Origin of the sequence: Alcaligenes sp. PF14, from assembly GCF_037150615.1 — a bacterium.
Classification (GTDB): domain Bacteria; phylum Pseudomonadota; class Gammaproteobacteria; order Burkholderiales; family Burkholderiaceae_B; genus Alcaligenes; species Alcaligenes phenolicus.
This window is the reverse complement of record NZ_JBAGRS010000001.1, coordinates 743,599-770,507: the sequence shown is the minus strand read 5'-3', so window position 1 is coordinate 770,507 and position 26,909 is coordinate 743,599. Positions and strand designations below refer to the sequence as shown.

Below are 26,909 nucleotides of genomic sequence, written 5' to 3'. Positions count from 1 at the left end.
CTCACTGAAAGCATGGCTGTTTTTACTTCTGTCAGCGAACTTGACGCCCGCGAACTGCTGGAACAATACACAATTGGCGAATTTGTTTCCTTACGTGGTATTACCGCCGGCATTGAAAACACCAATTACTTTCTGAGCACCACCCAGGGCGAGTATGTTCTGACCTTGTTTGAAGTCCTGACGCTGGAACAACTGCCTTTCTATATCGAGCTGATGCACCACCTGGCCGCCAAAGGCGTGCCGGTGCCCGAGCCCATGACACGCCGCGATGGCAAACGCATCTGTGTCATGCACGGCAAGCCGTGCTCGATTGTGACGCGCCTGCGTGGTGGTTACGAGCCCGAGCCCACGGTTGAACATTGTCGCCAGATCGCCCGTACACAAGCTCAGGCCCACCTGGCTGCGCAGGACTTCCCTCTGGAACAACCCAATCTGCGCGGCCTGAGCTGGTGGCAAGCCACCGTTCCCCAGGTTCTGCCCTTTCTGGACGAGAGCCAGTCCGAGCTGATCCAGACCGTCTTGCAAGAGCAAAGCCGTTTTGCCGACAGCGACACCTATCGCGCCTTGCCACAAGGCCCGGCTCACTGCGACCTGTTCCGCGACAACGTGCTGTTTGCCGGCACCTCGGAAGCGCCCCAGATGGGCGGCATCATCGACTTTTACTTTGCCGGTTGCGACACCTGGCTGTTTGACGTGGCCGTGGCCGTGAACGACTGGTGTATCGACCGCCTGAGCGGTGCCCTGAACCTGGAAAAAGCCCAGGCCTGGCTGGAGTCCTACGCCCAGGTGCGCCCCTTTACCGAAGCCGAACACAGCGCCTGGCCTATACTGATCCAGGCCGCCGCGCTGCGCTTCTGGATCTCGCGCCTGTACGACTTTTATCTGCCCCGCCCCGCTCAAACCCTCAAGCCGCATGACCCGCGGCACTTTGAGCGTGTGCTGCGCCAGCGTCGCGACCATGCTGTACCGGCGCTCCCTCGATAAATACGGATACTGATATGCAAGCTGCCAAGCTCCCCTTTCTTTACGGGTGGTACTGGATTCAGGAAGGATTGCGCTTGTTCAAGCTGCAACCGGCTGCTCTGTTCTTCTGGAGCTTGATCACCTCCATCCTGATCAACCTGAGCAATATTTTCCCCATCATCGGCCAGATGGTGCTGATCGTGCTGGTCCCGACCATGACCTTTATCATTCAGAATGCCTGTCGCCGCATTCATGAGGGAGAGGTCATTCGCCTGGGCATGTGGACCGAGCCCTTGAAGCCCGCCCCGGTACGCAACCGCCTGATCAAACTGGGCATCATTTACTTGTTGGCCTGCCTGGTCGTCGGCTTTGTGGCGACTTTCCCTTTTGTGAATGAGCTGTCCCAGTTGATGGACAACAGCAATGCCACTCCACAGGAAGTCATGGCGGCCTTTCGCAAGCCCATCATTTTGTTCTTCGTGCTGTACCTGGGCCTGTCCGCCCTGTTCTGGCACGCTCCGGCCCTGGTAGGCTGGCATGCCATCCCGGTCAAGCAAGCCCTGTTCTTTTCCATGGTGGCTTGCTGGCGCAACAAGGCCGCCTTCCTGCTGTACGGCCTGTGCTGGGCGGCTGCTTTCTTCGCCATCCAGACCCTGGGCGAATTGCTGCTGGGTGCAGGTTTAAGCCCAGGCACGGCCACCATGGTGCTGACGCCTATCAATCTGGCGATGGCTGCCATCCTGTACGCCAGCTTCTACCCGGCTTACCGCAGCGTGTTTGGTGATCCGATGCGCGACGCCGCACAAGGCTAAGCCCGGTCCAGCCATACCCCGCCCCCTGTTTGACGTATTTCCTGCAGGGCGGCGGCCCAGGGCGAAAACTGCTCCGGCCCCGACAGAGAAGTGACCGGCGCCTCCAGTACCGATCTGGCTTTTCTGTGCCAACGTATCGCTCCCGCAGGTACAGCCGGACAAAACCTCAAGGGCTGATCATCTTCATCCAGAAAGCAGATATCCAGAGCCTGCCGCATTCCCCATAGGTGCACCGCCCTACAAGGCCGCAGCCACACCGCAACTGCGAAACTCTTGTTCTGTGGCAATGCCTTCCAGCCACGCCAACGGGCCCAGAAAATATTGGCGTCGAACAGATACAAGGGCTGCTGTGGCACCTGTTGCAGCGGCTGTTTGATCAGTACTGAGATAGACATCGCCCTAGCCTCCCCCTGCCAGCCAAGGGCCTAACAGGCTCATCGCAATCACCAGAAACGTGCAGGGGAAAATGCACACGACCAAAGGGGCCAGCAAATAAACAGGCAGCTTGAGGGCTCTTTGCTCAGCTTCCAAGTGCAAATGACTACGCAATTTTTCAGCTTGAGCGCGTAGCAACAAAGCCAAAGACAAACCCGTGTCCTGTGCCAGTTCCAAAGACAAAGCCAATTCTTCCAGCTCTGCCTGCCTGAAACTCAAAGCGACATTGCGCATGGCTTGCGGCAAACGTCGTCCCGCCCGAACCTCGCCCTGTACCTTGTTCAAGCTGATCAGCAGACTGCCTTGCGGTAGGGCCTGCGTTGCACGCGCCCAGGCTTGCTGCAAGCCCAGTCCGGATTCGACAGCCAGCACCAGCAGATCCAAAAAAAATGGCAAGTCCCGGCGGCAACGGAAATGATACTGACGCTGCAGTTTTCTTCCTCGTGAGATAGCTTGCAGTACGCTCAGGAAGAAGCCAGTCACAGCCAGCCCTGCAAGCTCCATCAATGAGGCTCCCTGAGTTAACAAGAAAGCACTGACAAGACTCGTGAGCAATCCAGTCAAGGACAAACGTTTGCTTAAAAACCCCCGTACTTCCTTGGCATACGAACCCCACAATCGCTCGGGCCACTCATGCATAAAAGGCAAGGACAGGCAGAGATTCAGAGTTCTGGAAAACGGGGCTTCCCAAGCCTGCCAGGCCGCCTGCCCCAAACTGCTGCCTCCTTGCAGCAAAAGCAGATAACGACCGCGCCAAGCCCACAGGAATGCCATCAGGAACAAGGCTGCACTCAAGGCAGAGAGCATCCAGATCAGTGTGAGCATGATCACCCCTCCCCTCGCAGGATCACTTGCATCCACCACAGCCCCATCAGCAGCATGGCCACTAGCGCCCCCGCCACCCAAACACCCAATGTGTTGAACCAGGCCTGCTCAAATGCCGTGGCATCCAGAAGGTACAAGGCGCCCGCCACAAAACCCGGCAAGCAGAACATGATGCGCGCCTGCAAACGGGCCTGCGTGGTCAAGGCAACAATCTTGTCCTCGATGGTCAGTCGCGCCCGAATGGTTTGCGCCAATATTTTCAAACGCTCCCCCAATCCAGCCCCCGTGCTCTGGCCCATCTGCAAGGCACTGAACAACATGGCCAGTTCTGACACCGGCACTCGATCCAGAAGGTCTTGATACGAGTCCTTGGCACTCACCCCCAAGCGCTGCTGACGCAATAGCAAACGCAGCTCTTGCCCCAAGGGCGCAGGCAAAGATTGAGACAGCTGCTGCAAAGCCGCTTGCAAGGCCAAACCTGCTTGCAGGCTCAAGGCCAAAGACAGAACAAAGTCAGGCAACTGTCGTCGCAAGCTTGCCAAGCGCCGCTGTCCCATCCAGCGCAGAACCAGTAAAGGCGTGACTGCAGCCAGCAGGGCTACCATCGCTGCCAGCCAGAACGACTGCATCAGCCACCAAGCCGTCAAAAAGATCAGGGGCAATAAAGCCCAGGCCCCAAAAGCCAAATACTGACTGCGCACAAATACAAAATGTGATTGCAAACTCTGCTCGGACTGCCTGAGCAGTTGCTGCCTATAACGCTTGGCAAGACGCTGTCCTGAACGTAGCAATACATAGGCCAACGCCGTGGTACCCAAGACAATCAGCAAAATACTGAGAAATCTCATGATTGCCTCTCTGCAGACGAAACATGTTCGGAACGCAAGCCACTGGCGGCAAAACCGAACTCCGGGCGATAGCGGTACAAGGTTTGCAGTTGAATACGCTGCGCCTCGATGCCGGTCACCTCCACAATCTCGTGCACCAAACGCTTGCCATCAGGCAAGCGGCTCAGTTGCACGATAATGTGCAAAGCCCGCGCGATATGCTCTCGCACAACCAGCAAAGGCAAATCCAGACCTGCCATCAACACCATCCCTTCCAGGCGGGACAAAGCATCGCGAGGCGTATTCGCATGCAAGGTCCCCATCGAGCCTTCGTGGCCGGTGTTCATGGCCGACAACATATCGAAAGCTTCTGAGCCCCGGCACTCCCCCACCACAATCCGGTCTGGCCTCATTCGCAAGGCTTGTCGTAACAGGCTCCGTATATCCACTTGCCCCTGACCTTCTGCATTCGCGGGTCGGGACTCCAAAGCCACCCAATTACTGTGCTGCAACTGCAGCTCAGCCGCGTCTTCCAGGGTCACGATTCTTTCACCTGAATCAATGCAGGTGCTAAGCACGTTCAGCAACGTCGTTTTGCCTGTCCCGGTTCCACCCGAAACCAGAATATTGCAGCGTCGCTGCACCGCCTGTTGCAGGAAAGCGGCCATCTCCGGCGACAAACTGCCCGTCTGCAACAGATCCTCCAGCCCCAGGCGTCGTTTGGGGAACTTGCGTATGGTCACGCAGGTTCCCTTGACCGCAATGGGCGACAGTACGGCATGAAAACGCGAGCCATCGGCCAAGCGCCCATCCACTGCGGGCGAGCTGATATCCAGCCGTCTACCCAAGGGAGCCAGGATGCGGTCAATAATCGCCCGCAAGGCCGACTCGCTGCTGAACACCAGAGGATGGGCCTGAAGCCGCCCCGCCTGCTCAACAAATACCCGATCATAATGATTGACCATAATTTCCGAGACCGAGGCATCAGCCAGTAAAAGCTCCAGAGGACCCAAACCCACCGCTTCGGCACAAACACTGGCTTGCAGTCTGGCTTGCTCATGCTTGGGGACAGCACATTGGGCCTGGATCAAACGACCCAAGCAATCAAAGGCTTCCTGCTCCAACTGTTTGTCTGTGACGCGGGAGAGGTCTCGACGCTCCAATTCCAACGCACTCAACAAGGCTTGATGCAGGCGTTGCTGTTCCTGTCTGAACAGAGCACTATCGGATACCGGAAGATCAGCTTGCCCAGGAGGGGAAAAACCTTGCTCACCCTGTGGTGTCTGACGCGGTTCTTCCCTCGTAAAGGACTGCGGTGTTGAGGTTTCCGGTGGGTTTCCCAAGTCCGAAGCGGCCATGTCAACTCTAGGCTGAACCTTCTGCCCAAAACCGGCAATCCGCAACTTGAACCCTCCCAGCACCAGCACATCGCCCAAGCGCAAAGGCCCATCGTCATAAACCCGTTTGCCGTTAAGCTGTACGCCCGTCAAAGAGCCGTGATCCTGGATGTACACCGCCCCCGCCCGCTCCAGAAAACTGGCATGCTGACGCGCGATACGCCAGGACGGCAGAACCACATCACAGGCCGGGTCACGCCCTATCAAGGCCGGCAAACTGACCGTGCAGGGGCGCGTCGTCCCCAGTTCCGACTCAAGCTCAAGGTTCAACACGAAATACCTCACTATCAGGTTCTACCCATTGCGACCAGGTGCCTCGCCCTGCTCCCTTCGGGATGGCACGCACAGGTGTATTCAAGCGCGGAGCATCAGGAAAGGTTTGATCCAACCACTGGGCAGCATTCGCCTGCCGAGCCAGCAAATCAGGATGCTCTGCCGCCACCAAAGTCGGCGTCACAAATACCGCCAACTCCGTTTCCTGTCGGGCAAAGCGTTCGGAACGAAACAAGGCGCCCAGCACTGGCAAACTGGCCAATCCCGGTAGACGATCCACATGCCGAGATTCTTCACGCGAGATAAACCCTGCCAGCACCAGCGTTTGTCCTGAACGGACATTGAACTCGGTCGAAGCTCGTCGGGTTTTCAAAGACGGCCCGGCGGGTTGGGACAGGCTGGCGTCAACGGAGCTAACCTCCACCTCGATCTGCGAACGCACCAACCCGCCACGCTCAACTCGCGGCACAATGCGCAGCGACACACCGTAAGGCTTGAAGCTGGTCTTGCTGTTTCCCTTGTCGTCCGTGGTGGTGTAAGGCAGCTCGCCCCCGGCCAGAAACTCGGCTTGAGAACCACTGCGTGCCAATAGCTGCGGTTGCGCCAGTACAACCGCATGTCCTTCCTGTGCCATGGCCTGAACGCGAGCAGACATCAAGGCGCCAACACCAAAGAATGCTGCCCCCTGCTTGGCAGGAAACGCCAAAGGCAAAACAGCTTCACCTGGCCTGTCCAAAAACTGATGAGTAGCCGCATCCCAGGCACCGCCCATACTCAAACCACCCTGAGAGCTCCCATCCCAACGCACTCCCAGCTCTCGCAGACTGTTGCGCGGCACCTCCACTACCTGCACATCCAGCAAGACCATCGGTTCCCAACCGTCCTGCTGCGTGAAATCCAGCAATTGAGGATGCTCCTGACTTAATGCCTGAATGCGTTGCTTGTCCTGATCACTTAAACCTTCTCCTTCCAGCACCAGCTTGCCACCCAGTTCGCTGATGCGTAACTCGGGAATGCGTTCCAGCAAACTTCGTAGCTCCGCCAAGGTTTGCCTATGATTTTCAGGCGACACCTCAATTTGGTAGGACTGGCTTTGCCCGGAATGGGACCAGACTTGCACCACCGTGCTGCCCGTCTTGCGTGCAAACAGAATCAATTCGCCCGATTCCGTGGTGACAGCGTGAACAATATCACCGTCGCCGACCGCCACCCGCTCCACCTGCGTGTCAGGCAGAACCATCAACTCACCGACTTGCAGCCCCAAGCCCTGGGCCTGGCTTTGCAAAGTTGCACTACACAGGGCACCAGACAGCAAACTCACAGCGGCCCGCCTACACCAATAGCGATTTTTGCTCATGGCTGCTGCCCCACAGAAAAGCCGTCCGGCATATCCAGCCAACCCAGACGCTCCACTTCTGTCTGGCCAAGTTGCCCTGCCGGTCTGTTGCCGTACAAAACTTGTACAGGCTGTTTGGGCCTTGCACCCGGCCCCAGACCCAGAATGTCAGCCAGCTCACCCCGCACGGCAGCCTGATGGGGTGTATGGTCATCCGGATTGCGCAGCAAGGCACTGATGCGTCCATGTTGCCTGGCTGCCAGCAACTTCAAGGCATCGTCCGGGCCTACATCCAGGGTCAAGGTGTTGTAGACGTCCTGATCCAATCTGGCCGTGGTCGAGCCTTCACCCGACCTTTGTCCGGTCGCCAGAACCAGAACAGACTGCAGCAAGGGGGCCGTTACCCGCCGCTGCCGATCATCAAAACTGACATAGATATCGATCAGATCTCCTGGCCGGATCAACCCCGACACCGAACTGATCGCATCCACCGGCACAGTCAGGGCACGCCTGCCAGAGAGCAATTGCTGTGAAAATGGACTGCTGACCTCCTGCACATGCGCCTTGCTGATCAAATCCCCTGCCCGCAAAGGCTGGCTGAGCACTTGCCCTAGCAGACTCTCAAACTGCGCTACATCCCAGCTGTCACTAGGCACCAGTTCAGCAGGAAAGGCGCGGGCGGCCAAATGCTCCGCCTGCAACACCGTCCCCGCTGTCAGACTGGAGGCGGCTACCACCCTATCCAATTGCACACGATGCGCCGCTTGCCGCAGAGCCTCTTCCTGCCGGTCCAAGTAACGGCTGCTGGTCCCGGCGGCCATCAAACCAGCCACCAAGGCCAGCAGGCCAAACCCTGCGCTGGGATGACGGCATAGCCACAAGAATTTCGCCCGTATCATGAGGCCTCCTTTCCACAGGCACGGCAGATCAAGAGCAAGTAGCGCTGCCGCTCATGCTCCAGCTCCATGACATCCAGTTCGGCCGGGCCTTTGCGCCAATAACGCTCGCCCGCCTCGGCTCCCCAGTCCTTGCGCCGCAAATCGGCTCGCCATCCAGGCTCGGCCTTCAACAGCCAGCTTTGCACTTGCCCTGGCTGTTCGTGTTGCCACAGGACGGCACCAGCAACGGGTGGCGCTGACCAAACCGATGAGGGGGAAACAGGCTGACTGTGTTCGGAAACACTTAACAAACCCGACAAGGTCGAGGCCTGTATATCCTCCAACCACAAAACGCAATTCCTGCCATCTTTGGCACGCAGAAATACCCATTGCCCTTCCAATCTGATTGCGCCGTAATGAGCTCCACAGAATGGCTCCAAACGAGAAGCCAAAGTCTGCGCATCCAGGTCTGTGCTCAGTCCCCAGCTATACACAGGTCCAACATCGGTCTGTGCCATTTGCCCTTGACCCCACTGAACTTGGGAGTCCTGCAAAGGTAGGAGCAAGGGCCGCGTTTTGGCCGGCAAAGGGCTGAACATCAAGAAAAACAGCAAGATCAAGGCAAGCAGCTGTCTCATGGTCGCTCCTTGGGGCCATGATCCGGCACGTAATCCTGCCACCGGCTCAGCCAATCCAAATCGGCTCGTGTCCGCCCCCAGGCCGCGTCCATAGGCCCTGCCTGCCGTATCGTTTCTCTGGCAGCGGGCCGGCTTGAGGCCATGGCCTCACCCCAAGCAGTCGTACTGTTTTCCAGACGCTGACGTGTTTGTTGTGTACTGCTAGCCTGCCCCGCAGCCGCCCACAGCCGGGATTGGCGCTGCAACTGTGTTTTGATGGACAGAGTTGCCAGCCAACGCGGCCACGGAATGGAAACACGCGACTGTGCCGTCCAGAATCCACTGCGCAAGCTCAAAAGCTCCCATTGCAAGGGCTGGGTTGTCGCTATCGGCGACTCCGAAAAACGGGTCGGTACTGCTTCTTGAACGGGGCTGCTCGCTGCTCGAACTGGCTTGCCATGGGCATCGTGCGTGAACAGGCTCAAGTGTGTACTCTGCTGCATTTGCTGCAAGCGATACTGCTGCTGCATCAGCCAACGTCCCGCCATCACCATCAGGCCCAACACCACACCCAGCAAACAGGCCTCGACCAGTGCGATCCCTTTTTGTCGCGTGTTCATAATTGGCGGCCTCCTGCATCCATCAGCCGTGCCTGCCAAAAGGGCAAAAACAGGCTGGGCTTGGCATCCACACCAGAATCTGCCCTATCCGGTGGCAGGGAGAAAAATGATTGCGCCGCCGCCCGTGTATGAACGGTTTGTCCCCAATGGCCTTGAGCCTGTAATGTCAGCACCAGATCGGGGCCTGCTCTCTTTTCAGAATCAGCCAAGGCATACCCGTCTACCCATGACCTTTGACTCCAGGGTCTGGCATCTCGCCGCGCCCAGGATTGCGCCACTGTATTGCCTTGAGCCGATAGCAAAGAGCTATTGCCCTGCTCCAGCGCCCACTTCCAGAAGCTCTGCCCTGAAAAGTCGTCTGGCGCATCAATTCCGGACGCATGAGTTGGCGTTTGCAAGGCCCACGCCATGGCATATTCACGGAAATAACAGCCTATCCAACGGTTGGAGCGAACCATATGCATGGACTGCGTATCGTTGGAATGCCAGCGGCCCGAACGGTCAAACTCGGTACGACCAGCACGACGCAAACGATGCTGCCTCAAAGGGCAACGCCGATCGACACCGGGATAAGAGCGAGCCTCGTAATCCCGTGGGGACAGAAACCCGTATAAAGACACCAGATGCGCCAAGCCCGACTGCCATTGGGCTTGTCCGGACTGTAGCAACAGAAACTGCGGCCAGCCGTCCTGCTCAAACTGCCAGCGAATGGCTTGAGCCGGCCAATCCGGCAAACTGCCATCCAAGGTCGCCTGAATAATGGCTTGTCTCCGTTGCGGTAACCCCTCTACCAATTGCTCTTGGGCCTGCGCCAGCACGTCCTGAATCAAACGCTGATGGGCCTGGAAAGCCTGCTCCAAAGCCTGCTGATTGTCTCCAGCAGATCGCGCCTGGGTATACGCCAGTCCATGTGCAGGACCAAACATCATGGCGACCAAGTGCACAGGCGGATTCGCCCTACGCGCTTGCCCGGACTGGGTTTGCGCTGCCCTGTCCCATGTTGCCAAGGTCAATAAATGACCCAAAGCCAGTTGATGCCCCAACTGCGCCCGATTGATATAAGCCAGCAAGTTCAAGGTACGTGCCTGCTCGGTGGCCGCACCATAGGCAGCCGCATCCAGCACCAGGGACAAACGCCCTTGCTGCTCGGCAATCTGGTTCACATGAAAGTAGCCGCCCCAGGCGACAGACAGAAGTGCCAGCGCGATCAGCCCCCAGGCCAACGCCGCCCCCTCTTGTGGTCGGTTGGGCGGCCTCATTGCGCATTGCCCGTAAAGGATTTCAGGCTCTTGGCACTGCCTTGAGCCGCAGCAGCAGAAGCGGCAGATTGCGCTTGCTGAGTCTGCTCGGAGCCATCCTCCCCCGCCAGTTCCTTGGCCATGGCCGCGGTCTGATTACGAATCACCTGACCAAAGGACTGGTACACCGCAATGGCCGCCACCGCGACCAAAGCCACAATAATTAAATACTCGACCATGCCCTGGCCGCGCTGCCGCCTGATGAACTGTCTCATTGAAATCTCCCAAAAGTCAGTTCACAGTCTGCCCCTTGGCAGCGGGCCGGAATATTCGCAAAAGCCGAGCGGGATGGGTTTGTCCGGCTTTAATACCTATGGGCTCATTACGCCCCGAAAAGCATGTTACTCATGAGTAGTGACCGCGTACCCCAAAAAACAACTTGCTCACTGCACGGCCAATAAAAATGCCAGTCAGTGTTAACTGACTGGCATTACGCCTGGAGGCGATTTTTTCTTCAAGCCGATGGCTTAGACCAGACGCACCTCTATGCTACCCAGACCGTCGATCGCCCCGTGCATCACATCGCCACGTTCCACCGAGCCGACACCGGCTGGGGTTCCCGTGAAAATGATGTCGCCTGGGAACAACTCGAACAGGCCCGACAGGTAAGCGATGGATTCAGCCACATTCCAGATCAGCTGATTCAAATCGCCGGTCTGGCGACGCTCGCCGTTGACGTCCAGGGTGATGGCACCTTGGGACAGCTCGCCAATACGGCTGCGTGGGACCAGAGGGCCGGTCGGCGCGGAGTGGTCAAAGGCTTTGCCCACTTCCCAGGGACGACCAGCTTTTTTGGCTTGCGTCTGCAAATCCCGGCGGGTCATGTCCAGACCCACCGCGTATCCCCACACACATTCAGCAGCCTGCTCCACAGTCAGATCACGCCCGCCCTTGGACAAAGCCACGACGAGTTCGATCTCGTGATGCAGATCCTGGGTGCGAGAGGGATAAGGCATGTCGCAGACCTGGCCGGGCAGCACGTTCAAGATGGAGTCCGCCGGTTTGCAGAAGAAAAAAGGATCTTCGCGACCGGTAAAGCCCATTTCCTGTGCATGCTCGACGTAATTGCGGCCGACGCAGTAAATGCGGCGTACAGGAAAAACCTGCTCACTGCCCTGTACGTTCAGGGCCGCAACGGCGGGTGCGGGGATGACGGTACTCATTTTGCCTGGCCGTCAGCAAAGCGCTTGGCACCGTCTACCAGCTCTTTCTTGGCAGCTTCGATACCGTCCCAGCCCTTGACCTTGACCCATTTACCTTTTTCGATGTCTTTGTAGTGCTCGAAAAAGTGCTTGATGCGCTCCAGCTCTTCAGGCTGCAGATCTTCAGGCGACTTCACGTTGCGGTACAGGGGGTACAGCTTGTCGGTAGGCACGGCCAGCAGTTTGGCATCGCCACCGCCTTCGTCGTCCATATGCAGCACGCCGATAGGACGGCAAGGAATCACGGCACCGATCTGGATTGGGAAAGGAGCAATCACCAGCACGTCAACCGGGTCGCCATCGTCCGAAATGGTTTGTGGAACGTAGCCGTAGTTGCAGGGGTAGTGCATGGCGGTCAGCATGAAACGGTCCACAAAAACCACGCCGTTCTCGTCAACTTCGTATTTGACGGGGTCCGAGTTCATGGGGATTTCGATGACTACGTTGATCTCGTCGGGCAGTTTCTTGCCAGCAGGTACTTGGGCGAGGCTCATTCGTGCAAACCTTTAAAAATAAAAGAAATTAATCGTTGGAGCGTCGAGGACGATCCGAAGTTTGAGAGAGATCGACCCCAGGGATGGGAGCCGTATCAAAGTAATCATCCAGATCCGAAGAGGAGCTCAAGCTGTCTTGCGAAGGCGTGGCAGCAGGAGGCACTGGCTCGGCCACCACAGGCAATGGACGGCCCTGATCTGGCAGGTCCTCGGCCACGACGCTGGCGGCATAGGTGTAATGCGGCAGATCGTCGTCATCCTGCGATGGCAGGCTGTCCGCATCGGTATGGCTAGGGTCATGACGAGTATCCGCTGCTGGCAAAGCCGTGCTGACCGCCAGAATCGGTAAGGTGCCGGCCATGGAGGCGGCCTTGCGCCAGTAAGAGACGGCTTCGTCGTGGCGACCCAGGCTGTCGTACAGATTACCCAGCAAAGCATGATTACGCAGATCGCCCTGGATTTTCAGGCTACGCAACAGGTAATGCTCGCCCTGCCCCCACAATTGGCTGGTCAGGCACAGATGGCCCAGGGTGGACAGCAAGACCGGATTGTTGGGCTGACTGCGCAGCCACTCTTCGGCCTTGGCCAAGCGGCGGCCCACATATTCAGGTGGGCACTGGGCGTAGGCTTCCAGCAAGCGGCTGTCGAAACTGACTGCAATCGCAGGCTCCAGGATACGACCGGCTTCTTCATAATTGCCTTCATGTTCTTGAATCAGGGCAGCTTCCAGCGCGACGCCGGGCAGGATCTTTTCTTCGGACTTCAGATCCGACCATAAGGCCTTGAACTGTTCAGCACCACCCACACGCAAACGAGCAGCAGCGGCAAATTCGATGTGGTTCAGTGCCTCTTGACGTTCGATGCCGCTGCGGCGCACCAGCAAACGGGTCAACTCGTAAACACGTTCGGCATTACCTTGCTGGCGATAGGCGCGCAACAACAAACGAGTGGCGTGCAAGTGGCGCGAACTGGCATCCTGCAAATCCTGCAGCAGCTCGATGGCTTCTTCGGTACGATTCTGATCCAGGTACAGCTCGGCCGAAGCCACGGCACTGGCCTCTTTCAAACGGGCATCATCGCCAGCGGCAGCACGAGCGGCGGCCAAGGCTTCGTCACGTTGAGCAATCTGACCTTGGTAATGCGCAGCACGCGCTGCTGCCAAGCCTGCCACGACCTTGCTGGACTGCGAGCGGGTTTTGCTCATCAGCTTCATCAAGTCTTTTTCAGCTTGCTCGTAACGACCTTCCAGAATGCTGATCCAGCCGGTTTCCAGCAAAGCCTGGTCACGGCGTTGAGCGCGACGACCACGCCACAGGCGGAAACGCTCCGGACCATCGCTGAACCAGGCCAGCAGGCGCAGCAGTACGTACAGCACGATGAACAGCCCCAGCGTGCACAGAACCACGTAAGTTAGCGAAGCACGTGCCAGATAATGCGGCGTGACCAAATAGACATTACCGGCGTGTTCACGCAAGACCAGAGCCAGCGCGACCGCAGCGATAAATAAGATGAGAGTCCAAAACCAAGTACGCATACCTTACCCCTGCGCCTGAGCCGGCTGTTCCGTCTCGGATTGAGCGGGAGTCGCAGACTCAGTCTGTTCGGCAGCAGGAGCAGCGGGCTCCTCCTGGCTGGCAGGTTCTGTGGATTGAGGAGGGTCGGACAAAATAGGGTCCGTATCGCCCTGCTCGGTCGTGGTGTCGTCGGCATTGTCCTGACTGCGGCCGGCCTGAGCCTGACGCAGGCTCTCAATGGCCGCCAAGGTGTTATTCACGGTAGGCAAACGAGCACCGATGCGGGTGTCCTGCAATTGGCGGGTCAGACGCAAGGCCTGCTGAACCTGACCGGATTGCGTATCAAAGCGTTTTTCCAGCGCCGTCGCGACTGCGTTCAGCTCGGTCTGCCAGACGGCGGACTGATTCATCATCATGGCCAGTTGGGCGGCCATAATGCGCAGACGCAGGTTCTCTCGCAGACGGGCAGCCTGATCCGGCGACATCAGCAAGGCGGCGGCATCGTCGACACGACGGATGGAGACAAACTGCCCCAGATCGTGGCTGACCGAGCGCCAGGCGCTGCTACCCCACTGTTCCACCGTATTCCAGCTGCGCTCCCACCAAGGGGCATCAGCGGCCAGTTCCGTAGGTTCCTGAACGTCGGACTGCAAGTCCAGCGCTTCAGTATTCGCACCACCGGCAACGTCATCCGGCACCAGCAAAGGCGCTTCCGAGACGTAGCGCGACAAGGTGTCCAGTTGACGCGACAAGGAGGCCACATCCACCGTGGCAGCGGCGCGCAGACGTTCCAGATCGCCATTCAGTGTTTGTTGCAAGGACGCCAGACCGACGCGATTGGCACGAGCCAATTGCGCCTGAGCAGCTTCCAGAGAAACGATGGCATTGGCCACATTGCCACCCAGCATCAGCTGTTGCTGCGCAATCGTAGCGAGATGATCAATATCGTTCAGCAAAACCAGTTCCGAACCGCTGTCTGTCATGGTCTGGAAGGCTTGACTCAGATCATGAAACTGTTCGGTGGAATCGTTAAAGGATTTTTCCAGCTGGGCAAGCTTGTCAGATTGACGCTGCGCCAGGGCCAGGGCCTGCTGCGCGGTTTGGCGCGCCTGCTCTGTGGTGTTGATATTGGTTGCCAGCTGGGCTTGCAGCTCGGCCTTATGCTTTTCCAGCAATGAATTCTGGTACCAAAGACCGGCAGCGGCCAGCACCACCACAACAGCCGTCAAAGCATAAGCCGGACCCGCGCCACTTTTACGCTTCTGCGGCGCAGTGGTGCTGTCTTTGGGTTCGGAATACGGACGAGGAGCCGCTGTATTGGCTGGGCTGGAAATGGAAGTCTCCGGTTCGCTTGCGGATGCGTTCTCTGTTTTATCGTTCATGGCAAGATTGTAATCCGTGTGAGGCTAATCGCGCGAGAGCACCGCCATCAAGGCAGCGACAATGTCATCATCGTCTGGCGTACACCTTTTTACCATTGGTGGCGCTGCGATTCCAGCCTGCAACAATAAGGACTGTAAATGTTCTTCAATACGCGGATGTATGACCACATAGGCACATTGCGCCCAAACATCCAGTAAACCCAGGCTTTGTACATTGGCGAAAACCGCATCGGCGCTTTGAGAACTGCTGAGCAACACGGCCAGACGGCCCGCCTGCAAACTGTCACGAATTTGACGGCCCTGCTCTGTACTCCACTGGGCGGGGCTACGCTGGTAAATCGCCAGGCGCTGGACCTGAATACCGTGATTTTCCAGCTGCTGTCCCAACCATTCACGACCGCTATGACCGCGCACAATCAGAACCCGCTCAAATTGCGCCAGTCGAGGCTCCAGCACCGCCCACAGAGCCTCTGAGTCCTGCAAGGAATCCGTATTTTCAGGGTGAAGTACGGCATCTGGGGAAACGCCCGGCTGGGCGCGCAAACAGGCGGCGGTAGCAAAACCAACTGCAGCCAGCAATACCTTGTCAGGCCAGCGTTGACCGCGCGCTTGCAAAGCCGCAAAGTAAAAATTGACCGCACTGCTGCTTACAAAGAGCACCAGGTCAAAATCCTTGGGATCTTGCCATTGTTCTTCGGACAGGTTTTGCGCTTCCAGGCTCAAGGCGGGCATAAGCAAGGAAGAAAAACCCTGCGCGGCCAAGGCAGCCGACAGGGTTTCGTTCCGTCCCGCGGGGCGGGTCAGTAATACACAGGGCAGGTTCATGCCGCTTTACTCGCCTTCTGCGGGCTGTTCCGTAAGCAAGCGATCCAGAATGGCTTGAGCACCTTGCTGCTTCAGATCTTCCGCCAGCGACAGACCCAAGGCTTCCGCATCTTTGGCCGCACCCGTGATCTGAGCGCGGTACACCGTGGAGCCATCAGGTTCGGCAACCAGGCCGCTCAGGCTCAGCTCCTCGCCATTCAGTGAGGCATAAGCCGCCAATGGCACCTGACAGGAACCACCCAAGGCACGCGATACGGCACGCTCGGCCAAGGCACATACGTGGCTGGTGGAATGCGCCAAAGGCGCCAACCATTGGGCCACATCGGTACGAGTTTTCAGAATCTCGATGCCCAAGGCCCCCTGCCCGGCGGCAGGCAAGCTGTCTTCGATCGAGATGTAATCCCGAATACGCTCGGCCAATTCCAGACGACGCAAACCAGCCGAAGCCAGAATAATGGCGTCGTAATCGCCACGATCCAGCTTGGACAAACGGGTCTGGACATTGCCACGCAGGGGACGGATGTCCAGGTGCGGGTAGCGCTCTCGAATCTGAGACTCGCGGCGCAAACTGGAAGTGCCTACGATGGCACCAGCAGGTAAAGCCTCAAGATTGGGATAAGTATTGGAAACAAAAGCATCGCGTGGGTCGTCCCGCTCCATGATGATGGGCAGGTCAAAGGACTCGGGCAACACCACCGGCACGTCTTTCAGGGAGTGCACCGCCAGATGGGCGCGGCCATCCAGCAAGGCGGTTTCCAGCTCTTTGACAAACAGGCCCTTGCCACCCACTTTGGACAGCGTACGATCCAGAATCTGGTCACCACGGGTTGTCATTTCCAGCAAGGACACCTTGCACTGCGGGTACAGCTGCTGCAAAAGGTCGCGAACATGCTTGGCTTGCCACAAGGCCAGTTGACTGGCACGAGTGGCAATAACCAATTCCTGAGGAGTAGAAGCCACAGCGGTCATGCAGCAAAATAGCGCACGATGGCGGCAGCAACAATACCGATAATGGCCAGGATCCCTAAGCCTTGCAGCAGGGACAAACCGCTTTCCTGACCTTTGGCGTCGGAGGATTTAAAAATTGCCATAGAACTAAGCTTCCTTGGTAGAACCTTTACGGTGCGCCAGCCATTTGCCCAGCGCCACCACTAATAAGGCACAAACAATCTCGACCCCGAGTTTAACAGGCTGGGGCTGCACGCCAAATTGATTTTCCACAATCTTGTCCGTGACCAGCATGCCGCCTGCAATCCAGCCCAGCAAGGCACCGCCCAGGGTGACGACAATAGGGAAACGGTCGATCAGTTTCAAAACCAGGGTGCTACCCCAGACAATAATGGGGACACTTAGCAATAATCCAAAGATCACGTAGCCCAGTTGATGATCCAGGTGCGCGTTTTGGGCCGCACCGGCAATGGCAATCACGTTATCCAGGCTCATCACGAAATCCGCAATGATGATGGTTTTGACGGCAGCCCAGATGGTTCCGCCCCCTTGAATATTGCCGTGTGCGTCGTCGTCCGGCATCAGCAGCTTGATCCCGATCCACAAGAGCAAAAGACCGCCCACCACTTTCAAAAACGGCAGATCCAATAAGGTCAGAGCAAAGAAAATCAGGACTACACGCAGGATAATTGCGCCTGCGGTCCCCCACAAAATGCCTTGCATGCGCTGCTGCCTGGGCAAGTTGCGACAGGCAAGTGCGATCACGACGGCATTGTCGCCACCGAGCAAAATATCAATCAGTACAATTTGAAACAGTGAACCCCAATGCAGGGTTTGGAGGAATTCAATCATTTCGTTCCCGTATAGCTAAACGTGAGTTCTCTTCCCAGCCGCGGGACAAACGTTCTTTTTCTGTCGCCAGGCTGTCCCAAGACAACAACGCCCCTTAAAGCAGCAAACTAATCCTAGCCTGTGCAACATCGGGGCTTCTTTTTCTTACTTGATTCGTTTGAGCATGATCAGGCTGGCCAGATTCGGGAAGGAATGCGCCGGGTTGTGGTGTTTTTCTTGACGAAACCGGCTGGCCAATTTTGCCCGGCTGCACAGGGCAGCCAGACAAAGAGCCCGCCAAAGCGGGCCCCGGTACTACTATTTACAGCACTTCTTTGAGCAGCTTGCCCATTTCGGACGGGTTGCGAGTGGTACGAATACCGCAAGCTTCCATCACTTCCAGCTTGGCGTCGGCCGTGTCGGCACCACCGGAGATCAGGGCACCGGCGTGACCCATGCGTTTTCCGGGAGGCGCTGTCACACCAGCGATAAAGCCAACAACGGGCTTGGTCATATTGTCTTTAGCCCACAAAGCCGCGTTGACTTCGTCTGGACCGCCGATCTCGCCAATCATGATAACGGCATCGGTATCAGGATCGTCGTTGAACATCTTGAGCACGTCGATGTGCTTCAGACCGTTGATTGGGTCGCCACCGATACCGACAGCCGAGGATTGACCCAGGCCCAGTTCGGTTACTTGAGCAACGGCTTCGTATGTCAGCGTGCCGGAGCGGCTGACCACACCGATGCGGCCCTTGCGGTGAATGTGGCCGGGCATGATACCGATCTTCAGCTCGTCAGGAGTGATCAGACCGGGACAGTTCGGGCCCAACAACAGGGTTTTGCGGTTTTCTGCGCGCATGCGGTTGCGCACTTCCAGCATGTCGCGAACAGGGATGCCTTCGGTAATGCAGATAACCAGGTCCAGGTCAGCTTCAACAGCTTCCCAGATGGCAGCCGCAGCACCTGCGGGCGGAACGTAGATAACCGACACGGTTGCGCCAGTTTCAGCCTTGGCGTCGGACACGGAGGCGTAAATAGGTACACCTTCGAAATCCTCACCAGCACGCTTGGGGTTCACGCCAGCCACAAAGGCTTCCATGCCGTTACCGTATTCACGGCACATGCGGGTGTGGAACTGGCCGGTCTTGCCGGTGATCCCTTGCGTGATGACTTTGGTGTCTTTATTGATCAGAATCGACATTTGCTAATCCTCAACCTTTTCTTACTTGGCGGCAGCGACAACAGCAGTCGCCGCTTCGGCCATGGTGTCAGCACTGATGATGGGCAGACCGGAATCGGCCAGCATTTTCTTGCCCAGCTCTTCGTTGGTACCCTTCATGCGTACCACCAGAGGCACGTTCAGGTTGACGGCCTTGCACGCAGCGATCACGCCTTCAGCGATCACGTCGCAGCGCATGATGCCGCCGAAGATGTTAACCAGAATGGCTTTGACGCCCTTGTTGGCCAACATGATCTTGAAGGCTTCAGTAACTTTTTCGGCCGTAGCGCCACCGCCCACGTCCAGGAAGTTGGCAGGCTCGCCGCCAAACAGCTTGATGGTGTCCATGGTCGCCATGGCCAGACCTGCACCGTTCACCAGGCAGCCAATGTTGCCGTCCAGCTGGATGTAGGCCAGGTCGTACTTGCTGGCTTCAACTTCAGCAGGATCTTCTTCAGCCAGGTCACGGAAAGCCACGATATCGGGGTGACGGAACAAAGCGTTGCCGTCGAAGTTGAACTTGGCGTCCAGAGCGATGATGTCGCCCGAGCCGGTCAGGATCAGAGGGTTGATCTCGGCCAGTTCAGCGTCGGTTTCGGTGTAGCACTTGTACAGCTTCTGGAATTCAGCAACGGCTTTTTCGATAGAAGCGTCAGGAACGCCGATACCGCGAGCCAGCTTGGTGGCTTGCTCGTTGGTCAGGCCAACAGCAGGGTCCACAAATTCTTTCAGGATGGCGTCGGGGTCGCGCTCGGCCACTTCTTCAATTTCCATGCCGCCTTCGCTGGAAGCCATCACGGCCACGCGCTGGGTAGCACGGTCGGTAACGATACCGACGTAGTATTCCTTCTTGATGTCCGCGCCTTCCTCGATCAGCAGGCGACCCACTTTCTGGCCTTCAGGGCCAGTTTGGTGAGTGATCAGCTGCATGCCCAGGATTTCCGAGGCCAGTTGACGCACTTCGTCCATCGAGCGAGCCAGCTTGACGCCACCGCCCTTGCCACGGCCACCGGCGTGAATCTGGGCTTTGACAACCCACACAGAGCCACCCAGCTCCTGCGCAGCTGCAACCGCTTCATCGACGGAGAAGGCAGGAATTCCGCGTGGCACGGCAACGCCAAACTGCTTAAGCAGTGCTTTGCCCTGATATTCGTGAATTTTCATGTGATACCTGTCAGTCTAAAAACACAATAAAAAAAGAAGGCAGGAACTCCAGGCCTGAGCCCGAGACCTGACTAAAACAAAAAACTAATCCACCCCGTCTGTGACTTTAGGTCGATACCAGACGGGATAAAACTCCTCAACCACGGGACCGCTCAAACGCAAGGCATGGCAGCCATCCAGATGGAAAGGCTGCTTGTCGGTGCGATAAATCTCTGATTCCCCGCTGCTGCGACGTCGCCCGGCCATGGTTTGTACGGCGGCAGTTGGCAGCACTTGTGCCAGCTCGCTCATGTGCGTACAGCCAGCCGAACGCCCAAAGCGCTCTTTGACACCCTGACGAAACTGCTTGAGCAAATTCAGGCCCACCAACTTCTGGTAGGCGTCCGCAATGGACGAACAGTTGTCCTGGTAAGGGGCTGCATCGTAGACCGCCACGGCATCCACAATGGCAAAGCTGCTATCGATAGTGATACGCAGATGCATCAGGTGGACAGGATCACCTGCCTTATGGGTTTGGCCGTTGCGTATGGGAAAGTCGTAGGACTTCACATCCAGCAGCGAGGCCTCCAGGTCCCAGAGGCCATCTTCCCGTGCAAACGACTCTACCGTGATGGTACGCGTATGCAATGGTTCACGGGCGACGGACGGCGGGGGCAAAGGCATTGATATGAACGGGGCGGCAAGATTGAAACTGATCAAGTATAACGCACCTCGTATGTTCCGTATCAGCCACTTACATAATCTGTAAGCGCATCCCAAGCGGGCCAAACACAGGATCTACGCGGTGTCGATCCTACGGTATACCAAATTTGCATGAAAAAAACGACCACCTGACGGGCGGTCGTTTTCATCCAGCCTGGGAAATCGAGTGGCAGGACGAAAAGCGCCCTGCCCTGTCAATCTATTCAAGCGGCTTATTTCAAGCCTGCACCAAATCAGGCTGCCGCCCGCAATGCTTTGGCCGCATCCACCATGGCCAGCAAGGCAGCCTCAGTTTCAGACCACGCCCGCGTTTTCAAACCACAGTCGGGATTCACCCACAAACGGTCGGCGGGCAAGCGCTTGGCCGCCTCGCCCATCAAGCGCACTATCCAGTCCTTATCAGGCACATTGGGCGAGTGAATGTCATAAACGCCTGGGCCTATATGATTGGGATACTCAAAATTCTCGAAGGCATTCAGCAAGAGCATATTGGAACGCGAGGTTTCAATCGTGATCACATCCGCGTCCATATCGGCAATGGACTGCATGATGTCGTTGAACTCCGAATAGCACATATGCGTGTGAATCTGGGTTTCATCGGACACCGCGCTGGTGGACAGGCGAAAGCAATCCACCGCCCAATCCAGGTAGGCCTGCCAATCACCCTGACGGAGCGGCAAGCCTTCGCGGAAAGCGGGTTCATCCAGCTGAATGACACGGATGCCCGCCTGTTCCAGATCGGAGACCTCATCGCGCAGGGCCAAAGCCAACTGGCGGCACGTATCGGCACGGGGCTGGTCATCTCGAACAAACGACCACTGCAACATCGTCACTGGCCCCGTCAACATGCCTTTGACGGGCCGATCAGTCAGTGATTGGGCGTAGGAGGACCAGGCCACACTCATTGGCGTGATGCGCAGCACATCCCCAAAGATAATAGGCGGCTTTACGCAACGCGACCCGTAGCTTTGTACCCAACCGTTTTGTGTAAAGGCAAAACCACCCAGCAGTTCACCAAAGTACTCCACCATATCGTTGCGCTCGGCCTCGCCATGCACCAGCACGTCCAGACCTATCCGCTCCTGAAAACGAATAACTTGCTCGATTTCTGCCTGCATGGCTTTTTCATAAGCCGCATCACTCAGGGCTCCCCCACGCCAGTCGCGGCGAGCAGTACGAATTTCCGTGGTCTGAGGAAACGAACCGATCGTGGTGGTGGGATAGGCAGGTAACTTCAGCTTGTTGCGCTGGGCCTGGATACGCTGCGCGAAGGGCGTACGTTGACGCTTGAGCTGGTCAATCTTGGCCATCTGGGCTTGTACGGCAGGATTATGCGTGCGCTTGGACTCACGGCGCGTTTGCAAAGCAGCTTGCTGAGCTTGAACCGCTTGCTGACCCGCTTCGTCCAAAGTGCCATCCAGCAATCCTTGCAACAGTTTCAGCTCATCCAGTTTTTGCACCGCAAAGGACAGCCAGCTCTTCAATTCAGCGTCCAGGCCGGCTTCACTTTGCACATCCACAGGTACATGCAGCAGCGAGCAGGATGGCGCAATCCACAGGCGCTCGCCCAAAACCGCTTTCAAGGGCTTCAAGGTTTGAACCGTTTTTTGCAGATCGGTGCGCCAAATATCCCGACCCGAAATCACACCGGCAGACAGCACCTGGTCTTGCGCCAATACCGCTTGTACGGCCTGCAAAGCAGCTGGAGCACGCACCGCATCCACATGCACACCCGCCACGGGCAAATCCTTCAATACCGCGACGTTCTCATGCAGATCATCAAAATAAGTCGCCAGCAGCAGCTTCAAGCCGGATTGATTCAGACCTTGATAGACGCGACGGAAGGCGTCTTGCCACGCTTGAGGCAAATCCAGAACCAGAACAGGTTCGTCAATCTGTACCCATTCCACACCTTGAGCTTTGAAACGGGCCAGCACTTGTTCATACACAGGCAGCAAAGTATCCAGCAAGGCCAGCTTGCCCGCGTCTGCCGAGCCCTCATAGGCATCGCCCTTGCCCAGCCACAACCAGGTCAAGGGTCCGGGAATCACGGGCTTGACCTTGTGCCCCAGAGCCTTGGCCTCTTCAATCTGCTCAAACAAGCATTCACGGGCAATCCGGAAGCTTTGACCTGGTGTGAATTCGGGCACGATGTAGTGGTAGTTTGTATCGAACCACTTGGTCATTTCACAAGCAGCGGCAGGGGTGCCGCTGGGCGCACGGCCACGCGCCATGCGAAACAAGGTATCCAATGACACGGGTGCATTTTCAGCCTGGCCGAAACGGGCAGGAACCGCTCCCAGCAAGGTGCTCCACTCCAGAATCTGGTCATACCAGGCAAAATCGCCCACAGGCACCGTATCCAGCCCAGCCTTGCCTTGCAAACCCCAATGCTGGGCGCGCAAGGCTTTGCCTGTTTCCAAAAGCTCTTGCTGGCTTACCTGACCGGCCCAATAGGCTTCCAAAGAGCGCTTCAATTCGCGCTGCGCGCCCATGCGAGGAAAACCCAGATTATGAATAATAGTCATAGTAAGCCCATAAATTAGGAATAAAAGGCCCGTATCAGGCGCCTGAAATCTATTGTGCCTGTATAATTACTTGAAAAAAAATCAAATACACCATGCTAATTATGAATTTTCCTCAACATGCTTGAAATCCGCCATCTCGAAACCCTGAGCGCCATCCGCGACAGCGGCAGCTTGCAAGAAGCCGCCGAGCGCCTGCATGTTACGCAGTCCGCCCTCTCGCACCAGCTTCGCGACCTGGAAGTGCGGCTTCAAGTGCAATTGCTGAACCGCCGCACCCGCCCTGCCCGCCTGACCACCGCCGCTCTGCGTATCCTGACGCTGGCCGATGACATCCTGCCGCGCGTGCGCGCCACCGAGCGCGATCTGCAAAGACTGGCCGCCGGACGCACAGGACGCCTGCATGTGGCCATTGATTGCCACTCCTGCTTTCAATGGTTGATGCCAGCACTGGACGCATTCAGGCAGCAATGGCCTGACGTCACGCTGGACTTGAGCGCGGCTTTTTCCTTTGCGCCCCTGCCCGCCTTGATGCGCGGGGATCTGGATGTGGTGATCACCTCGGACCCGCAGGACAATCCGGCTGTCCATTACGAACCCCTGTTCCGCTACGAGCTGGTGCTGGCTGTCTCCAACCAGCACCCCTTGTCGCAGTACCGCTATGTAGAACCTTTCCAATTGACCGATCAGGTTCTGATTACCTACCCGGTAGAACGCAATCGTCTGGATATTTTTACGCAGTTCCTGACGCCAGCCGATGTGGAGCCCGCTGCGATTCGGCAGGCCGAGCTAACGCCCATGATCGTGCAACTGGTTGCCAGCCAGCGTGGTGTGACGGCGTTGCCAAACTGGGCCTTGACGGAGTTCCTGAACCCGGCCTCGATTCGCACTTGCCGTTTGGGAGAGCACGGTATCTGGCGCACGCTATACGCCACGGTACGTAGTGAGGATTTACAAGCGGACTATGTGCAGGCCTTTTTGGCACAGGCACGAGAGACCTGCTTCAAAAGCCTGCAAGGAATCGTGGCGGCGCAGTCTTGAGCCATTTAGCAATGGCATGGCAAAACTCTGTTGCAAGCACTATGTAAATAGAGGAAAAGTACAGGCGGGCGGGCTCATGCCAACTTGAACGAGGCCACGTTTTTTGATGGCGGCAGCAGACAAGCAAGAAACACAGCAAAACGAAGCATTGCAGATGGCTTATTCAAGCCGGATCGTCTTCCCAATCACCCAGAATCTGCTGCAAGATACGGCCCGAGAAGCCTCGGCTGGCCATGAAGCGATATTGTTTGGCGTAACTGCGGGGATCATCGGGCGGCGCACTGAATTTCTTGCTCCACACGTGCTTGGCCCGTTCCAGCTCGGTCGCCATCAACTCTTCTTTGATAATTTCGGTCTGTTCCACATCCACGCCATGCTGGCGCAGTTCTTGCAGAATGACTCGGGTGCCCACACGCGAGGCACGGCGATTGACGACACTATGTGCGAAGCGCTCGTTGGACAGCCATTTCTGTTCGACCAGGGCGTCGAGCAAGGCCTCCACTTCTTCAGCACTTTCTGCATGGGGCGCCAGACGGCGGCCCAACTCCAGGCGCGAGTATTCGCGTCGGGATAAAAAATTCAACGCTCTGGCTTTAAGAGACAGCCCCGGCCGTTTGGACGGGGCTTTCTTTTCAGCAGCAGGAGCATTGTCGCCCAAGCTATCTTCTACGTTTCTGCCCGCCCGAGTGGGCCGGGCAGAAAGCGCAGCAACGCGCTCCCTTTGAGCTTGTTTACGTTCCCGGATTTCCTCCGGGTCTGTCTCAAAGGGTTCGTCATCGAACTCTGGGGGAAAAATCAGACTTCTCCCTCGGCCGGATCAACCACAGGAGCAGCGGCTGGACGGCTGACAGCAGCGCTCATCAGGGCAACGCCCAGCTTTTCACGCACTTTGTTTTCGATTTCGCGGGCCAACTCGGGGCGCTCTTTCAGGAATTCGCGCACATTGTCCTTACCCTGACCAATGCGGTTGCCGTCGTAGCTATACCAGGCACCTGCCTTGTCGACCACGCCAGTTTGTACGCCCAGATCGATAATCTCGCCTTCACGGGAAATACCGCTGCCATACATGATGTCGAATTCGGTTTGCTTGAAAGGAGGCGCAACCTTGTTCTTGACCACTTTAACGCGGGTCTCGTTACCCACCATTTCGTCGCCACGCTTGATGGAACCGATACGGCGAATATCCAGACGCACGGAGGAGTAAAACTTCAGCGCGTTACCACCCGTGGTGGTTTCAGGGTTGCCGAACATGACGCCAATCTTCATACGGATCTGGTTAATGAAGATGACCATGCAGTTAGCGCGTTTGATGGTGGCCGTCAATTTACGCAGGGCCTGGCTCATCAGACGGGCCTGCAGACCGGGCAAGGAATCGCCCATATCGCCTTCGATTTCAGCCTTGGGAGTCAAGGCAGCCACCGAGTCGATAACAATCAGGTCTACCGAACCCGAACGCACCAGGGCTTCGGTAATTTCCAGAGCCTGCTCGCCGGTATCAGGCTGGGAGATCAACAGATCACCCAGATTCACGCCCAGTTTTTGAGCGTATTGCACGTCCAGCGCGTGTTCGGCGTCAATAAAGGCACATGTGCCTTTGAGCTTTTGCATCTCTGCAATCACTTGCAGGGTCAGCGTGGTTTTACCCGAAGATTCCGGACCGTAAATTTCAATAACGCGACCACGTGGCAGACCACCGACGCCCAAAGCAATGTCCAGACCCAAGGAACCCGTGGAGACAACCTGGATGTCATGCTCGACGTTGTCGTCGCCATAACGCATGATCGAGCCCTTGCCGAACTGCTTTTCGATTTGCGACAGAGCGGCGGCCAACGCTTTGGAACGTTCCGAGGCCACTGCTTTGCTGTTTTTATCGTCCATGAAAAATCCTTGACTGTGGAATGGCGCCCCAACGGACGGGCACGGCAATTAAAAATCAAACCTAATTATTGCATCAAATTATACTGTATATATACACAGATATTCAAATAAATTAACTAGCCGGCATCGTTATCCCCTACTGACCAGCCTTACAGCCTTGTGCAACAATGCCGAACAGCCACTCAATCATCTGTTTGTGTAGGGTCATGCGCATACTAATAGCTGAAGACGACAGTATTCTCGCGGATGGACTTTCTCGCTCCTTACGCTACGAAGGCTATGCGGTTGATGTCGTGCACGATGGCGATAGCGCCGACTCGGCCTTGCAGCTGCAAAGCTTTGACCTTCTGATCCTGGACCTGGACCTGCCCAAAAAGCCCGGCCTGTCGGTGCTGCAGTCAATCCGCCAACGCCAGGACACCCTCCCCGTTCTGATCCTGACTGCCAGCGATACGGTCGAACAGCGTGTGCGCGGTCTGGACCTGGGCGCGGACGACTATATGTCCAAACCCTTTGCCCTGACCGAACTGGAAGCCCGTGTACGCGCCCTGACGCGTCGCAGCACCGGCACCAGCAGCGCCTTGCTGCATCACAAACGACTAAGCTTCGACCTGAAAGGTCGCATGGCTTATATAGACAATCAGCCCCTGGAGCTGTCGGCGCGTGAAACCAGCTTGCTGGAGATTTTCCTGTCGCGCAGCGGCCGCATGATCAGCAAGAACCAGTTTGTGGATCTGCTCTGTGAGTGGGGTGAGGAAGTCACCCCTAACGCCATCGAGGTCTATATCCACCGCCTGCGCAAAAAACTGGAGCCTAGCGGCGTACGCATCCTGACCGTGCGTGGTCTGGGATACTGTCTGGAACCGGAAAAATTGCGAGAAGACGCTCCAGCCTAAAGGA

28 protein-coding genes are annotated in these 26,909 nt (G+C 57.1%); 4 read left to right on the top strand and 24 right to left on the bottom strand.

What is annotated here, in order from left to right; all coding sequences use genetic code 11:
* Nucleotides 1-12 precede the first annotated feature (12 nt).
* Entirely contained in the window at nucleotides 13-984 is a 972-nt protein-coding gene (locus tag WFM49_RS03535) for a homoserine kinase (RefSeq protein ID WP_021446523.1), read from the top strand.
* 14 nt (nucleotides 985-998) lie between these two features.
* The gene (locus tag WFM49_RS03530) at nucleotides 999-1,775 is read left to right on the top strand and encodes a BPSS1780 family membrane protein (RefSeq protein WP_026483380.1); all 777 of its coding nucleotides are present in this window, start codon (nucleotides 999-1,001) and stop codon (nucleotides 1,773-1,775) included.
* Here the strand turns inward: WFM49_RS03530 and WFM49_RS03525 are convergent.
* From WFM49_RS03525 to metE, 22 genes are all read right to left on the bottom strand, one after another.
* Entirely contained in the window at nucleotides 1,772-2,170 is a 399-nt protein-coding gene (locus WFM49_RS03525; protein ID WP_250755793.1) for a hypothetical protein, read from the bottom strand. The two genes, WFM49_RS03530 and WFM49_RS03525, sit on opposite strands and share 4 nt — an antisense overlap.
* Before the next feature lie 4 nt (nucleotides 2,171-2,174).
* A complete protein-coding gene (locus tag WFM49_RS03520) occupies nucleotides 2,175-3,035 on the bottom strand; it encodes a type II secretion system F family protein (protein WP_336971678.1) in 861 nt (286 codons plus the stop codon).
* A gap of 2 nt (nucleotides 3,036-3,037) precedes the next feature.
* A complete protein-coding gene (locus WFM49_RS03515; RefSeq protein WP_254499145.1) occupies nucleotides 3,038-3,883 on the bottom strand; it encodes a type II secretion system F family protein in 846 nt (281 codons plus the stop codon).
* Nucleotides 3,880-5,529 (bottom strand): ATPase, T2SS/T4P/T4SS family, encoded by a 1,650-nt coding sequence (locus tag WFM49_RS03510; RefSeq protein ID WP_442893021.1) that lies wholly within the window; start codon nucleotides 5,527-5,529, stop codon nucleotides 3,880-3,882. Before WFM49_RS03510 ends, WFM49_RS03515 begins: the two co-directional genes overlap by 4 nt.
* Nucleotides 5,519-6,889, bottom strand: a complete 1,371-nt coding sequence (locus WFM49_RS03505) for a type II and III secretion system protein family protein (RefSeq protein ID WP_439108638.1) — start codon at nucleotides 6,887-6,889, stop codon at nucleotides 5,519-5,521. The genes WFM49_RS03510 and WFM49_RS03505 overlap by 11 nt, the downstream gene beginning before the upstream one ends.
* Nucleotides 6,886-7,767 carry a Flp pilus assembly protein CpaB gene (gene cpaB / locus WFM49_RS03500; protein ID WP_009462189.1) on the bottom strand — a complete coding sequence of 294 codons (882 nt, stop codon included), beginning with the start codon at nucleotides 7,765-7,767 and terminating at the stop codon, nucleotides 6,886-6,888. The genes WFM49_RS03505 and cpaB overlap by 4 nt, the downstream gene beginning before the upstream one ends.
* Entirely contained in the window at nucleotides 7,764-8,384 is a 621-nt protein-coding gene (locus WFM49_RS03495; RefSeq protein WP_250755804.1) for a hypothetical protein, read from the bottom strand. The genes cpaB and WFM49_RS03495 overlap by 4 nt, the downstream gene beginning before the upstream one ends.
* Nucleotides 8,381-8,983 carry a pilus assembly protein TadE gene (locus tag WFM49_RS03490; RefSeq protein ID WP_254499141.1) on the bottom strand — a complete coding sequence of 201 codons (603 nt, stop codon included), beginning with the start codon at nucleotides 8,981-8,983 and terminating at the stop codon, nucleotides 8,381-8,383. The genes WFM49_RS03495 and WFM49_RS03490 overlap by 4 nt, the downstream gene beginning before the upstream one ends.
* A complete protein-coding gene (locus WFM49_RS03485; protein WP_336971669.1) occupies nucleotides 8,980-10,242 on the bottom strand; it encodes a hypothetical protein in 1,263 nt (420 codons plus the stop codon). The genes WFM49_RS03490 and WFM49_RS03485 overlap by 4 nt, the downstream gene beginning before the upstream one ends.
* Nucleotides 10,239-10,496, bottom strand: coding sequence for a hypothetical protein (locus WFM49_RS03480; RefSeq protein ID WP_009462197.1), 258 nt, complete (start codon nucleotides 10,494-10,496; stop codon nucleotides 10,239-10,241). The genes WFM49_RS03485 and WFM49_RS03480 overlap by 4 nt, the downstream gene beginning before the upstream one ends.
* A gap of 252 nt (nucleotides 10,497-10,748) precedes the next feature.
* A complete protein-coding gene (locus WFM49_RS03475; RefSeq protein WP_009462199.1) occupies nucleotides 10,749-11,444 on the bottom strand; it encodes a fumarylacetoacetate hydrolase family protein in 696 nt (231 codons plus the stop codon).
* Nucleotides 11,441-11,977, bottom strand: coding sequence for an inorganic diphosphatase (gene ppa, locus WFM49_RS03470; protein ID WP_009462201.1), 537 nt, complete (start codon nucleotides 11,975-11,977; stop codon nucleotides 11,441-11,443). Before ppa ends, WFM49_RS03475 begins: the two co-directional genes overlap by 4 nt.
* Nucleotides 11,978-12,005: 28 nt before the next feature.
* Complete coding sequence (locus WFM49_RS03465) at nucleotides 12,006-13,511, bottom strand: heme biosynthesis HemY N-terminal domain-containing protein (protein WP_250755809.1); 1,506 nt, start codon at nucleotides 13,509-13,511, stop codon at nucleotides 12,006-12,008.
* A 3-nt stretch (nucleotides 13,512-13,514) separates the two neighbouring features.
* A complete protein-coding gene (locus WFM49_RS03460; protein ID WP_336971662.1) occupies nucleotides 13,515-14,873 on the bottom strand; it encodes a uroporphyrinogen-III C-methyltransferase in 1,359 nt (452 codons plus the stop codon).
* A gap of 24 nt (nucleotides 14,874-14,897) precedes the next feature.
* Nucleotides 14,898-15,698 (bottom strand): uroporphyrinogen-III synthase, encoded by an 801-nt coding sequence (locus WFM49_RS03455; RefSeq protein ID WP_009461792.1) that lies wholly within the window; start codon nucleotides 15,696-15,698, stop codon nucleotides 14,898-14,900.
* Nucleotides 15,699-15,704: 6 nt separating this feature from the next.
* Complete coding sequence (gene hemC / locus WFM49_RS03450) at nucleotides 15,705-16,667, bottom strand: hydroxymethylbilane synthase (RefSeq protein WP_336971660.1); 963 nt, start codon at nucleotides 16,665-16,667, stop codon at nucleotides 15,705-15,707.
* Nucleotides 16,664-16,789, bottom strand: coding sequence for a hypothetical protein (locus tag WFM49_RS03445; protein WP_003799533.1), 126 nt, complete (start codon nucleotides 16,787-16,789; stop codon nucleotides 16,664-16,666). The genes hemC and WFM49_RS03445 overlap by 4 nt, the downstream gene beginning before the upstream one ends.
* Before the next feature lie 4 nt (nucleotides 16,790-16,793).
* Entirely contained in the window at nucleotides 16,794-17,498 is a 705-nt protein-coding gene (locus WFM49_RS03440) for a TerC family protein (protein ID WP_250755814.1), read from the bottom strand.
* A gap of 301 nt (nucleotides 17,499-17,799) precedes the next feature.
* The gene (gene sucD, locus WFM49_RS03435) at nucleotides 17,800-18,681 is read right to left on the bottom strand and encodes a succinate--CoA ligase subunit alpha (RefSeq protein WP_009461784.1); all 882 of its coding nucleotides are present in this window, start codon (nucleotides 18,679-18,681) and stop codon (nucleotides 17,800-17,802) included.
* A 21-nt stretch (nucleotides 18,682-18,702) separates the two neighbouring features.
* Nucleotides 18,703-19,863 (bottom strand): ADP-forming succinate--CoA ligase subunit beta, encoded by a 1,161-nt coding sequence (gene sucC / locus WFM49_RS03430; protein WP_009461782.1) that lies wholly within the window; start codon nucleotides 19,861-19,863, stop codon nucleotides 18,703-18,705.
* An 84-nt stretch (nucleotides 19,864-19,947) separates the two neighbouring features.
* Complete coding sequence (locus WFM49_RS03425; protein ID WP_035272843.1) at nucleotides 19,948-20,526, bottom strand: DUF2889 domain-containing protein; 579 nt, start codon at nucleotides 20,524-20,526, stop codon at nucleotides 19,948-19,950.
* A gap of 272 nt (nucleotides 20,527-20,798) precedes the next feature.
* Complete coding sequence (gene metE, locus WFM49_RS03420) at nucleotides 20,799-23,093, bottom strand: 5-methyltetrahydropteroyltriglutamate--homocysteine S-methyltransferase (RefSeq protein ID WP_336971655.1); 2,295 nt, start codon at nucleotides 23,091-23,093, stop codon at nucleotides 20,799-20,801.
* Between the two features lie 117 nt (nucleotides 23,094-23,210).
* Between metE and WFM49_RS03415 the strand changes: the two genes are divergently transcribed.
* Nucleotides 23,211-24,131 (top strand): LysR family transcriptional regulator, encoded by a 921-nt coding sequence (locus WFM49_RS03415; RefSeq protein ID WP_026483398.1) that lies wholly within the window; start codon nucleotides 23,211-23,213, stop codon nucleotides 24,129-24,131.
* Nucleotides 24,132-24,294: 163 nt separating this feature from the next.
* On the opposite strand, the gene recX is transcribed toward WFM49_RS03415, so the two are convergent.
* Nucleotides 24,295-24,789 (bottom strand): recombination regulator RecX, encoded by a 495-nt coding sequence (gene recX / locus WFM49_RS03410; RefSeq protein WP_266107816.1) that lies wholly within the window; start codon nucleotides 24,787-24,789, stop codon nucleotides 24,295-24,297.
* 137 nt (nucleotides 24,790-24,926) lie between these two features.
* Nucleotides 24,927-26,009, bottom strand: a complete 1,083-nt coding sequence (recA, locus tag WFM49_RS03405; protein ID WP_021446515.1) for a recombinase RecA — start codon at nucleotides 26,007-26,009, stop codon at nucleotides 24,927-24,929.
* 206 nt (nucleotides 26,010-26,215) lie between these two features.
* Here recA and WFM49_RS03400 point away from each other — a divergent pair, with 206 nt between their 5' ends.
* Complete coding sequence (locus tag WFM49_RS03400) at nucleotides 26,216-26,905, top strand: response regulator transcription factor (protein WP_003799515.1); 690 nt, start codon at nucleotides 26,216-26,218, stop codon at nucleotides 26,903-26,905.
* Nucleotides 26,906-26,909 lie beyond the last annotated feature (4 nt).